Origin of the sequence: Alkaliphilus peptidifermentans DSM 18978 (genome assembly GCF_900101495.1) — a bacterium.
Classification (GTDB): domain Bacteria; phylum Bacillota; class Clostridia; order Peptostreptococcales; family Natronincolaceae; genus Alkaliphilus_C; species Alkaliphilus_C peptidifermentans.
Genome location: NZ_FMUS01000011.1, coordinates 51,170 through 63,174 on the forward strand (window position 1 = coordinate 51,170; position 12,005 = coordinate 63,174).

9 protein-coding genes are annotated in these 12,005 nt (G+C 33.6%); 3 read left to right on the forward strand and 6 right to left on the reverse strand.

Annotation, left to right across the window (positions count from 1 at the left end):
* Positions 1–3 precede the first annotated feature (3 nt).
* Entirely contained in the window at positions 4–1,179 is a 1,176-nt protein-coding gene (locus BLP68_RS09400) for a M24 family metallopeptidase (RefSeq protein ID WP_242876948.1), read from the forward strand.
* Between the two features lie 28 nt (positions 1,180–1,207).
* Positions 1,208–2,854 carry a CoA-disulfide reductase gene (locus BLP68_RS09405; protein WP_091542843.1) on the forward strand — a complete coding sequence of 549 codons (1,647 nt, stop codon included), beginning with the start codon at positions 1,208–1,210 and terminating at the stop codon, positions 2,852–2,854.
* A gap of 319 nt (positions 2,855–3,173) precedes the next feature.
* Here the strand turns inward: BLP68_RS09405 and BLP68_RS09410 are convergent, their stop codons facing one another.
* The 3 genes from BLP68_RS09410 to BLP68_RS09420 form a co-directional block, all read right to left on the reverse strand.
* On the reverse strand, positions 3,174–5,081 hold the full coding sequence (locus BLP68_RS09410) for an ATP-binding protein (RefSeq protein ID WP_176758955.1): 1,908 nt from the start codon (positions 5,079–5,081) through the stop codon (positions 3,174–3,176).
* A 139-nt stretch (positions 5,082–5,220) separates the two neighbouring features.
* Positions 5,221–6,543: a YjiH family protein gene (locus BLP68_RS09415; protein WP_091542846.1), complete on the reverse strand. Its 1,323-nt coding sequence runs from the start codon at positions 6,541–6,543 to the stop codon at positions 5,221–5,223.
* A gap of 297 nt (positions 6,544–6,840) precedes the next feature.
* Complete coding sequence (locus tag BLP68_RS09420) at positions 6,841–7,515, reverse strand: class I SAM-dependent methyltransferase (RefSeq protein WP_091542848.1); 675 nt, start codon at positions 7,513–7,515, stop codon at positions 6,841–6,843.
* A 308-nt stretch (positions 7,516–7,823) separates the two neighbouring features.
* Here BLP68_RS09420 and BLP68_RS09425 point away from each other — a divergent pair, with 308 nt between their 5' ends.
* Complete coding sequence (locus tag BLP68_RS09425; protein WP_091542850.1) at positions 7,824–8,519, forward strand: response regulator transcription factor; 696 nt, start codon at positions 7,824–7,826, stop codon at positions 8,517–8,519.
* A 418-nt stretch (positions 8,520–8,937) separates the two neighbouring features.
* On the opposite strand, the gene BLP68_RS09430 is transcribed toward BLP68_RS09425, so the two are convergent.
* From BLP68_RS09430 to BLP68_RS09440, 3 genes are all read right to left on the reverse strand, one after another.
* Positions 8,938–9,363 (reverse strand): GNAT family N-acetyltransferase, encoded by a 426-nt coding sequence (locus BLP68_RS09430; protein WP_091542852.1) that lies wholly within the window; start codon positions 9,361–9,363, stop codon positions 8,938–8,940.
* A 26-nt stretch (positions 9,364–9,389) separates the two neighbouring features.
* A complete protein-coding gene (locus tag BLP68_RS09435) occupies positions 9,390–10,298 on the reverse strand; it encodes a helix-turn-helix domain-containing protein (RefSeq protein WP_091542862.1) in 909 nt (302 codons plus the stop codon).
* Between the two features lie 378 nt (positions 10,299–10,676).
* Positions 10,677–11,933, reverse strand: coding sequence for an MFS transporter (locus tag BLP68_RS09440; RefSeq protein ID WP_091542864.1), 1,257 nt, complete (start codon positions 11,931–11,933; stop codon positions 10,677–10,679).
* Positions 11,934–12,005 lie beyond the last annotated feature (72 nt).

Sequence of the window (12,005 nt, forward strand, 5' to 3'; positions counted from 1 at the left end):
TTGTTGTCAAAGCAGCATAAAATAAAAGAATTAATGGATAGAAATTGTATTGATGGTGCAATAATATCTTCACCAGAGAATTTCCACTACATTACTGGTTTTGCCAGTCATCAACATACTGTTTCCAGGCAACCCTCATTTTCAAGTGTGGTTATGGTTGCAGATAATTCTGTAAAAACCCATGTAATCGTAATGGATTTTGAAGTGATGACACTGCAGGAAAAGATGCCGGATTTTATTGTAAAAAAATACGATACATGGGTTGGTATTCGCCAATGGGATGAGATTGCTCATGCTATAACAAGAGATCAGTCAAATATTGTTGAAACTTCTATGGATATATTAATGAAAACAATCAATGAATTGAATCTAGCTAATAAAACCATTGGAATCGAATTGGATTTTCTACCTTTAACTTATTACAATACTTTAAGAGAAAGTCTGCCAGAAGCAAAATTTGTGAATATCTCCGACTTGTTTATCCTATCCAGGAGTGTAAAAACGGTTGAGGAGATCGAATTGTTTAAAAAGCTTACCTGCAGTCTTGATGAAGCCCTAACTCATGCTAGTCAGTGGGTTAAGGCCGGCATATCGGAGCAACAGGTGGCTCAGGAGTTTCGAAAACATGTTATGGCTTCGGGGTTTTGTGCACCTAGCTCATGGAGCACCTTTAGCACAGGTATAAACAGTTCTAGGCTCTCTCTGCCAAGTGATAGAATCATACAGGATGGTGATGTGTTCAAATTCGATGGTGGCGTAAATGCAGAATTTGATTTTTATACAACTGATACCGCTAGATCATGGATTGTTGGAGAGGGGCATCCTGCCCTTTTAGCTTTAAAGAATAGACTGTATGAGGGACAGCGAAGGATGATTAAGGCAGCCAAGCCAGGTCTTCCCATAAATGAATTGTTCCACATCGGTTTTGATTATGTAAAAGAGAAGTACAACTCCTATCGCAGAGGGCATTTAGGCCATAGCATTAGCATGGGGCCTCAAACTGCAGAATTACCCTGCATTAGTCCAAACGAAACTCGTCCTCTTGAGGCTGGTATGGTCCTCTGTGTAGAAGTCCCTTGTTATATTCATGGCAAGGGAGGCTTTAACATCGAGGATATGATTTTGATAACTGAGGATGGCTGCCAGCTGCTGACTTACAGAACACCACATTATCTTTAATATATGGAAAATGAAAGGGGGTAATGACATGAAAGTTTTAATTGTAGGCGGTGTGGCAGGTGGAGCAAGTACTGCAGCCAGATTAAGAAGAAATGATGAAAATGCTGAGATAATTATGCTTGAAAAAGGAGACTACGTATCCTTTGCCAACTGCGGACTACCCTATTATGTTGGTAAAGTAATTAAAAGCAAAGAGGCTTTGCTTCTTCAAACGCCAGAAAGTTTTTATAATCGGTTTCACATAGATGTACGGGTGAGGAGCGAGGTGTTTTCAGTAAATTATGCAAAAAAAACTGTTTCTGTTAGAAATTGTGAAACTGGCGAAAGCTACATTGAAAGCTATGACAAGCTAGTACTTTCTCCCGGAGCAAAACCCATTATTCCTAAAATAAAGGGAATGGATCTAAAGCATGTATTTACTTTAAGAAATATCCCAGATGCTTTTGCTATTGAGGAGTTTATAATACATAATAAGACCAAATCCTGTGCAGTAATAGGCGGAGGATTTATTGGGCTTGAGATGGCGGAAAATCTCAAAAGTTCAGGGTTGGAAGTAAGTGTAATTGAAGCGGGATCCCATGTGATGCCGTCAATTGATACAGACATGGCTTATGATGTACAAAATTATATTCGTTCTAAAGGAATAAAACTCTATCTTAATAGCAGAGCTCAGGAAATTACGAACTCATCTGTTATATTCGAAAATGGCATAGAGGTCGCAGCCGACATGATTATTATGAGTATTGGTATAACACCTGACACCGAATTTTTAAAGGATAGTCACATTTTACTTGGTGAGAGAGGTGAGATTCTCGTAAATGATTATATGGAAACATCGGTTAACGATATTTTCGCCCTCGGTGATGCTGTTAGCATAAAGAACATTATTAGTGGACAACGAGTTTTGATTCCTCTAGCATCTCCAGCAAATAAACAGGGAAGAATTGTAGCAGATAACCTTTGTGGTAAAAACCAAAAATACAATGGGAGTCAAGGCACCTCCATCATTAAGCTGTTTGAAATGACGGTTGCTTCTACTGGAGAAAAGGAAGAATCACTTATTCGTAATAATATTCCGTATAAGAAAGTGTTTACTTATTCCTCTTCCCATGCAGGATATTATCCTGATGGGAAAATGATGTCATTAAAGCTATTGTTCTCTCCTCTTGATGGTAAAATTTTAGCAGTACAGATTGTTGGCTATGATGGTGTAGATAAACGTATCGATGTACTTGCAAATGCTGTTCGTTTTGGACTTACTGTCTACGATCTACAAGAAATGGAGCTTGCTTATGCGCCACCCTTCTCCTCTGCTAAAGATCCTGTTAACATGTTAGGATATGTAGCCAGCAATGTACTCGATGGGAAAATGAAGGTTTTCTACCTGGAGGATATTTCTTCACTCCCAAAGGAAGCAATTTTGATTGATGTTCGTACTGTTGAGGAGTTCGAAAATGGACATATTAATGGAGCAGTTAATATTCCTCTTGACAGTTTGAGGAGTTGCTTAAACGCACTTGATAAGAATAAAGTAATTTACCTTACTTGTCAAATCGGATTGAGAGGATATATAGCTCAGCGAATTTTGGATCAAAAAGGCTATTCCTCCTTTAACCTTAGTGGTGGCTATCGTCTCTATAGAGCAGCAGAAATTAACAAAGCGGGTTTATTATAAATCAATGTACAAGCCAACTTCGGGAAAATGCCACAAAGTTGGCCTGTATAACTTATAATAGTCTCTTGACACACTATCACTTGTTACATGGATCATTATAGCCATTACTATAAAAATCGTAGTTAGTGCACTCTTCCTTATATTTATAGCAATTATCTTAGTCAATAGTCACTGTAAAAAGCACTGGATCTGAAGCAAGAGGAACTTACATAATACGTTTTTAGTCCAAATTACATGAGTGCTATTGAGCATGGTGCAAAAATTCCAATACTTGAAACTTTTATTCGTATTATAAATGCATAAAATATTCCCGCTGCAATCAATCCATGTCTTCTTCGTCAAGAATGTCTAAATCAAACCAAAATTCTGACCCCTTCTGCCATTCGGAAGTAAAATGGAGCTTAGAGTCATGGGCTTCAATAAATGACTTAGCAATAAATAAACCTAATCCAAAGCCCATTTTGTCATTATCATGCCCCTTATAGAACATATTAAAAATTTTGTCCATTTCCTTCTCTGCGATACCTATTCCCTCATCTATGACCTTGAAGATGAGTTTTTTATCTTCTTGGAGGATATAAACTTTGATTACACTACCTTCAGCGGAGAATTTCACAGCATTATTTAGAAGGTTATTCCAGGCTCGACTGATTTTGATTGAGTCTATCTGAAGTGTACCTTCACCGTAAGCATTTATTCCTTCGAATTTTCGTTGAGAATCTAATATATATTGCTTTGCAGTTTCAAAAATTTTTGATGCAAATTCGCTACTACTTATCTTTTCTGTATATAGCTTTGGGGCATTCTGAGCTTCATATGCTGAATCAAGAATGTCACAGGTGATCTTCTCGATGTCCTCAGCACTATGATATATCCCTTCAATAAATTTCTTTTTTACTTCGTCATCTTTTATGGCTCCCGACATTATGCCTTTAGCATATCCTTTAATTAGTGTAATAGATGTCTTGAGATCATGAGATAGAACTGAAATGAATGTTGCAGTTCTAGCGCTTGATTCCTCTATTGTACGAGACATATCCTGTGACGTCTTAATAATCTGTTCACTTTCATGCTTAAACTGGTACACAATAGAAGCTAGATATTCCCTTAAGTTCTTTAATGATCTAGTTAGGTTACTAATTTCATCCTTAGATTTTTCATCGTTTTCAGGTACCATTGGTTTTTTAGATTCTTTAAAACTATTTATGGAATCTGATATAGATTTTGAAATTAAAATATTACCTTGTGCAGCATTGTTAATATACTTGGTAATTGCTACAATAGGAACTGATATTTTATTGGAAATATAGGTGCCAACAAAAATAGCCAAAATAGTAGCAATAATACCGATTGTAATGACATATATTAAGAGACTTAATGATTTTTCCTGCATTTCTGATTCAGGAAGTACAGCTATCAATATCCATTGATTACTCTCAATTAATTTATATATCTGCAGCTCCTTTAATCCGTCGTAATTCTTCTTAGCTATGGAGCTTACAGTACTATATTGTCTATTAAGTCTAAATTCATTAGGAATATAATAATTCATATCAGTTGCTTCTGTAGCAATGATCTTTTCCTTTGGGTGAGATAGTATAAGGTTGTTGGAATCAATAATGACATAGTAGCCTGTTTTTCCTAACTGGAAGTTTTTAATAAAGTCCGAAAGATATTCAGCATAGATAGCAATTCCTGCATAGGATAATACTTGGTTGGATGAATTCATAATAGGACTGACTGTAATAATAATCATAGTGCCATCAGATTTAGCAATTAATATATCGCTTGTAACGGTTTTTTTTAAGGTTTGAGATTCTTGGAAATATTCTCTCGTTGAAAGATCAAGATTCATTGCTTCAGCCATGGTTGAGGAAACAATACGGCCTTCTTCATTAAGAATAAACAAATCCATATAAATATTATTTATATTATTTTTTTCATTCATTAGTATAGTCAGATACTTGTTAAGTGTTTCTGCATCCACCTTACCTTCCAGAAAACTCTTAACCTTTAGATCTAGTGCCAGCTTTTCTGTCTCAAGCTGAGTTATCTTAATTAATAAATCAATGTTTTCTTGCGCTCTGTCTAATTGTGCCTTCATAAGATTTTCTGCATCATGGTTAATAATCGTTGCTGATTTATTATAGATGATATAACTCATTATTATTAATATGAAGATAATAATGGAACAAATAGTTAGTGTAATTCGTCTTTTTAAACTCATGGACATCACCTATCAACTGAATTTTAAAAGTGTCTATATCTATAAATAGAAAAGCTGTTATAGATATAGACACTTTTATTTTAACATAAAAACCATGATATTTGTTCTTGCTACTTAGTTGTTATTTACCAACACTCTATTAGAAGAATATGAATGCTATTGGTGCAGCAAGAATTAAGGTAAGAATAGTTCTTTCTATCCAAATGATTAATATTTCTGTAAGCGTAATGGGTATGTCAGTTGATAAAATACATGGAATAGAAGCTGAGAAAAACAAAATAGATGATACAGAAACCACTGCAATAACAAACCTAGTAACGATTGGTGCACTTGTCACCAATAGAGCAGGTAGGAACATTTCAGCAATTTCCAAGGCAGAAGCCTTTGCTGCCAGCATCGGCTCAGGGATTCTCAGCAGTAATGTAAATGGATAAAAGATATACCCTATAATATCGAATATAGGTGTATATTTAGCAAGCAATAAGCCAAATAAGCCTACTGATAGGATGGTTGGTAATATCCCCATAGCCATGATAATCCCATCTTTTAGGTTAACTTTGATATTATTCAATAGTGGAGCTGATTGAGATGTAGCCTTTAATCCTTCATTAAAGGCATTCTTAAATATGTTGCCCTTTAGTTCTGGCTCTGGATCTCCCACTTCAACAAAATACGCATCACTTTTACTGCTCAGAGGCTTGATTCTAACAGTAATAGCTGTAACTGCGAAGGTAATTACTAAAGTGGACCAGAAATAAATATTCCAATAATCCATCAGTTCAAGAGTTCTTGCAACTACGATCATAAAGGTGGCTGATACTGTAGAGAATCCAGTTGCAATGATTGAAGCTTCTTTGACGGTATATTTCCCTTCTTTAAAAACCCTGTTGGTGATTAATAGTCCTATGGAATAACTGCCTACGAATGATGCTACTGCATCTATGGCAGATCTGCCTGGTGTCTTCCAGATAGGTCTCATGATAGGACGTAACAAAACACCAATAAATTCTAATAAGCCATATCCAACTAGAAATGCTAAGAAAACAGAACCAATGGGTACAATCATTCCTACAGGAATAACAAGCTTGTTGAATAAGAACGGTAGCATATCCGCTTCAAAAAGAATTTCTGGTCCTATCATGAAATAAGTCATAAAAGCAAAAACAATACCTAATAGTTTGAATACAGAGAAAACCGTTGTCACTGCATCCTTATTCCATGTCTTGACAACAAATGGTCTAATCCCACCAAAGATAATAATAATAAGTGCATAAATTGGTGTAACACCTCCAAGATTATCCCTTAGGGCTGTTACCAAATGATCCAACAGGATGGTTGAACGTCCATTTATACTAATGGGGATGAAAAACATAAAAATACCAATTGCACTGAAGCATATTAGTTTCAGTAGATTTTCTGTGTTAATAAAGTCAGGCTGTTTTTGAACCTTTATTTTTTCCATTTTTTTGCCTCCTTACTTAATAATTCTATAGAAATAGTGTTATCATTATAGCATTAAAAGTGTAATATTTTATAAAATTCACATAATTGAAATTAAAGTGTCTCCAAACTGTCATAAACCTTCTTTTGTGTCATTCAAGTAAACAGCCTATACTTTGTCAATTATATATCTAACTCTTCATGAAAACTCCTTCCTTAACTACAAATCAGTACTAGTATCCTGCTGGCTTTCAATGGAAAATTTAATTTCATTATTAACAAATTTTCCAGCGAGTTGAGTTTTGGCTGCATATAAAACCTATCGTTTATGAATAATCAGGAAAACACTCGATTCATCTACCTCATGAATTTGGTATTCATACCCTGATAAGCATCCAATCATTTTCAGATCTTCCGGAGTATGTGTAGTTGCTTTAAAGCCATCCTTACAAATTATAACCCCATCCTTTGTTTTATCTAAATCAAGCTCGCCCAGCAACCCCTTCTCAGCCTGCTCTTTAAACCACATTAGCCGATACTCCCAGAATTTTTTGCTGTAAGTACTGAAATAAACTTTTCCGCCACTCACGACCATTTCTAAAATCTTATCAATCAAATCAGATGATGTGACCTTCATTGCAGACAAGCCATTTTGCAGACAAAGTATTACATTAAACTTTTTTTCAAACGTAAGATTATGTATATCCATGGTGATAATTTCGGCATTGGGAGTATTCTTTAAATATTCCTTACCTAACGAAACACTTTCATCAGAAATATCAATACCAATAATTGATTTACAATTACCTGCCAGTTCCTTTACGATACGTCCATAGCCTGCACCTAATTCCAAGACACTTTCACTGCCTGATAAATTATCTCTAACAAAAGAGATTTCCGCATCCAAATACTGTTTTACTCTGGGAATTTTGGTTTCGTACACCTTAAACAGTTTCTGTGAATTCAATTTTTGTGCATAATAATTGTTCTCCATCATTAAGCCTCCTTATATTTTTTAATGGTATACTTATTATAACATCACGTGTAAATGGTTTCTTAAAATTCATAAAATTGAAATTAATGTGTCGCTAAACTGTCATAGTCTCTCTGCTTAGTAGTCTATTTAATTGGAAAACCTTTCTTAAACAGAATCTACATCATTACTATGTAGATATTATCATTCTTCTATGATAGGATAAATTAAGAAGAAAATTGTCTTAAGTAATTTGTTTAATCCATTAGCTAATAATCATCAATTTAAATAACTATGTTGTTTTTAAATTAGATGAAAGGAAGAGAGCAATGATATATAAAATTATGGTAGTAGATGATGATAAGAATATTGTTTACATGATCTCCCAGTTCATGAAAATTTATAATATTGAAGTGGTACCAGTCTTTAATGGGAAGGATGCTATTAAACTACTGGATGAATCCATTCAGCTTGTTATCTTAGATATTAATATGAGAACTCTTAATGGCATTGAAGTATGTAAAACCATTAGAATGAATTATAATATTCCTATACTTTTTCTCAGTGGAAACTCAGCTCAACATGATAAAGTACTTGGTTTAGGTGTAGGTGCCGATGATTATATCACCAAGCCCTTTGATCCTTTAGAGCTAGCCGCAAGAGTAAAAGCCCACATTAGGAGATGGCAGGAGTACAACGTCAACATAAATAATTCTAAGAATAAGATGATTACATTTGATGAATTTTCGATTAATAGAAATACACATAAGGTTATGAAAAATGGAGAAGAACTCTCTCTATCCTCAACTGAATTCAAGTTGCTGCTATATTTTATCGATAATACCAATACAGTACTTACTCGAAAAAAGATATTGTCTGAAGTATGGGAAAGTAACCATTATGATGAAAATACAGTAACTACCTATGTAAAAAGATTGCGGCAAAAACTAAAGATTGATGAAAATGAACAACGTTATATTAAATCTGTAAGAGGTGTAGGTTATGTTTTTGAAATGGAATTATAGAGACAGTTTGGAAAACTCGAAGAAATAAATTTCAATGTTTCTTAAATTAAATTTCACAAAGTGTTAAAGAATCAATCAAAGGGTATTATGCAATTTCCTCAATTTAAGTTGTTGATGAGACTTGCAGTTATAAAGTTATTTAGATCTAACTGCTTTTACCACTATTGGGAAAGTCTTCAGACACAAAAATGCCGTTACTTAGATATGCTTCTCAGTAACGGATTTTTCGTTGGCTTTTTAATATATTCTTAATCTAAATCACCCATGTGCTTACTTACAAAACAACTAACTTTCTTCCAGTACTTGTATATCCTCCGGGAAAAGGCCGCCATAGCAAGATAACAATGAAGTAATCCCTACCCAAATTAAATCAATTGTCACCTTTTTTATAATCTTAATGTTTTAACCATTTATTAAGTTACTTAGCTACAATTAATTGCTTTACAAAGTAATGCCGTTTACTGGTTAGTGGATATTCATCTAATGTGAGAACTTCTTTGTAGCCTGATTTTATATAAAAATCCCTAGCTTGAAAACTAAAGGTGTCAAGAAATGAATACTTACAACCTCTTTTTATTGCTTCTTCTTCAACATCTTGTAATAGCTTTAAGCCTATTTTCTGCCCTCTTAATTTCTCGTCCACCCATAAAAATGATATCTCCAACCAATTACCATGAGTTGTGGCTGAAATTCCTCCTATTTTATTGGCATTTTCATCATTAACGATGATAACTATAGGTTTAACATGTTTTAGCTCAATATGAGATAGATTGTATTTTATTAAGTTGTCCCGAATTTCTATAATATCTTGCTCTTTTGGATTATCTGTCATTATATATTTCATAAGTCCTCCATCAAAATTTTATTTTCTTATGTTAGTTTATAATACTTCGTTTCTTCATCGGTTTCTTTCGGTTTTATAGGTTTATAAACAAAAAAACCAAGTTCATCATCATCAACCTCATATATAGGTGCCTTCTCATAATTCCATTCAAAGCCATGGTTTAGTGGATTCCAACTTTTACTGGTGTTCCAAACAGATTTTATAACCTTATCATGCATTTCAGACCTGTACTTATAATGATGAAACACAACATACCTTGAAGAGTTAATGTTAATTATGTCTAAATCCTTTGGTATTTCACTACAATAATCATATTCAACTTCTATTCCAATAAGGTGTGAAAATACTGGGGCGGTAATTACACAACCAAACGGTCCAAATATTCCTTCCTTTATACTTGTAAGCCTACCAAAAGCTCCTGTTCTTTCGCACATATTATAAAATTCATGGATTTTTTGGGGACTAGGATTTACTTTAGCAATAATCTTACGGTGAGGTTTTTGTATGTAGTAAATTCTTAAATCCTTACATTCATCATAGTGCATATCATTTGTAGTTACATGAGTCAAAGGCTTGATTAAGTCAACCTTCAATAGCAAAGGCAACGGTTGCTTTGTTTTTCTGTATTTACCAGGCATTATAGAAAACATATCGGAAAAAGCCCTTGAAAAAGCTTCTTGTGAATTAAACCCATATTTTACTGCAATATCTATAATGGAATTATTGGTATCTCGCATCTCAATAGCGGCCATTGAAAGTCTTCTCAATCTAATATACTGTTTTATTGTTAATCCAGTTAGTGTGCTAAATACACGGTAAAAATGATATAATGAAAATTTACTAACGTTAGCAACTTCCTCTAGCACTATATCGTTATAAAGGTTATCTTCTATAAAATTTATAGCATTTTGGGTGTTTTTACAGTATTCACTCAATTAATCACCTCATAACTAAATATATCACACGTGCTTTTACTATTTTTGATTTTTTTTGTCATGTTATATAAGTTTTATACTAGGAAAAAAATAAACACATCTTTGTTTTACTTAGGTATGCCTTTGGGAACCTCATTGTCATGTAGGCAAGCAAGGAACTTTTTACAACATGTTGATAAATACTAATTTCATGTAAGCGAACTACTGACTACTATTTAAAGATTATCTGAAAATTATCCTTGGTATCTATTTTTCCCTTTAGCTTACTAACTGAAATAATGGTAATATTTATTCACTATACCACTGTGCATTAGTTAATAACTAGATTTTATCCTAGAATGCTCATTTAATCAACTTTATGTGAAATAACTAAATAAGTTAGAATTTAAATGATTTTAAACTAATACTGAATAATAAAATTCCCCCGGTTATAGGCAAAACTGCTGCTGGCAACAAATTTATCAACATTCCAGATATAATCAATGCTACAGGCAAAATTGCTTTTCCAATAGCTATTCCTATACTTAATACTCTTCCTCTATATTCATCCGGTATTATGGTTTGTAATTCATAGAAAAGCGGAATATCCACTAAAGAAATTGCAAAACCCATGACCACAGTAAGAATAGTATAGTAAATAAACAAAAGATTAGCTTGTAATTCTACTACTCCTAGCAATACAGGTACCCCAACCAGAATCATTGCTAAAGAAAGCAGTAAGCACATTCTATTTAAAAGCTTGTTATAGGTCATTTTTCCTCTTATTCTCTTAACCCCCAGTGCACCAATAATCATTCCTATGGGAAATCCACCTTGTATTATACCGTAGTAGTTAGATTCTAACTTCAATACATTGTTAATAATAAATGGTAGTGGTATAGTAATGGATAGTCCGATAAAAAAATTCAAGTATACAAAGGTGCCCATTAATTTTGTTAACCCTTCTGTATCTCTTATATATTCAAGGCCTGCTTTAATATCCTCAAGAAAGCTTAGACTTTTATTCTCTTGCATTTTTAATGTATTATTATAGTTAAAGTTTATAAACAACTCCGACACACCTGAAAAAAGAAATGATACTCCATTAAGAAAAATAAATAGCCTTATATCTACTAATACAAATACTACTCCTCCCACCATAGGTCCTAATATGGCAGAAATAGAGTCTATTATCTTGCTTATTGAATTTATGTTCATTAAATTGTTCTGTTTCACAATATTGGGCTTTGCCGTCTCTAAGCTTATACCGAATATCGCCGTAAAAATCGACATCAAGAAGGTGCTTATATAAATCATTGCCAAATGCATACCAAATATAAGACTAAGAAAATAAACCCCCAATAGCAGTATTCCATTCAATATATCCATTGCTACTACTAATTTTTTCTTGGCTACTCTATCAGCTAAAACTCCTGCAACAGGGTTAATCATAACCATAGGAATAGTACCTAATACTAAAGTCATGGCAAAATTCAAACCTGAACCTGTAAGCTGTAATACGTATAGCCCTATGGCAAAGGTGTATATTGAGCTGCCAAATACAGAAACCAGCTTTCCCATTGAAAACAATATTATATTTGAGAGTTCTACTTTATCATACCTGCCAATGTTGAGGACTTGTAATAATGCTGTCATTTTAATCACTCCTCTTGTATAATTTATAATTAACTTAATTTTACAAAGTGGTCTAATGACAACATCAATAAC